This is a genomic window from Paraglaciecola sp., from assembly GCF_030730205.1.
Lineage (GTDB): Bacteria > Pseudomonadota > Gammaproteobacteria > Enterobacterales > Alteromonadaceae > Paraglaciecola.
Genome location: NZ_JANQVQ010000044.1, coordinates 1 through 976, shown reverse-complemented (window position 1 = coordinate 976; position 976 = coordinate 1). Strand labels below are relative to the sequence as shown.

At 40.5% G+C, this 976-nt stretch carries 1 protein-coding gene; it reads right to left on the bottom strand.

The genetic code is table 11. The annotated features are described in order from the left end of the window. Positions 1 to 976, bottom strand: a 976-nt coding sequence (locus tag NWQ57_RS03910) for a hypothetical protein (RefSeq protein WP_306020770.1), incomplete at both ends; no start/stop codon positions are given.

The window sequence follows — 976 nt, the reverse complement described above, 5'->3', positions numbered from 1 at the left end:
CTCCTAATCTTTTGCAGCTCTCGCGCTAAATTGCTGTAAACCGATGCAATATCACTTGCAACCTGATTAGTATGTTCTTCAGTTGCATTTGCACTTTGCTCCAACTTGCCAAATACGGTGTTTACTCGTGTTGTTGCGGTATCTATCAGCTCTTCAAATTTAACCAATGTTTGCTGAAGCCTATCTACCCCAGGGGTCATTTTCTCTACCTGGCTGAAATTCTCCACTAACTCTTCTAATGATGTAGCATATTGTTTCAGTATTTTCGGAGAGTCAGCAAGTTGGGTTTGTATCGCCCCGGACTCTTCAACCAGAATCTTCATGTTTCTGTTTATTGCGGGAACCGCATCTTCAACCGCAACTTTAAAACTGTCTAGCTGCGAACTAACCTGCTTTAAGCGAGCTTCCACTTCGCTCTGAGCATCAATATTAATGTCCTTAAAGTCGCCAATGCTCTCTACAACAGAATTGCCAATTTCAGTAAGCGTTGCCCGATACTGCTCAGCTTGCGTTTTAATCACATCATTAAGTTTTTGCTCAAATCCATCGATGTGCTTATTAATCGTATTCGTACTACCCGCTATCTGATAGGCCAGTTTCTCATTATTAGACTGCAGCTCTGTTGCCGCCTTTGCAAAGTAATTACTAAAACCCGTTAAATTTTCCGTCAGACCCTGAAGAGATTTTAGAACAGGCTTAACAATCATATCTTCAGAAATAGCAATGTTGTCTATTCTTATTTGCATGCCATCTACCACAGCATTTATCGTTTCTATGTTTCGCTCCATAGACTCTGAATAAAGCTTGGTCGTAGCTAAGTTGGCATCTTCAAAGCGTTTTAATGTATTAGAAATCGTTTCATTCGTTTCCGTACTAACTTTTACTATGCTGGTGATCACTGATGAAGTTAACGTATCAATTTGGCCTTTAAACACTTCCAGCGAATGTTCAATATCGCGCTCAATTTGCTCTTGCC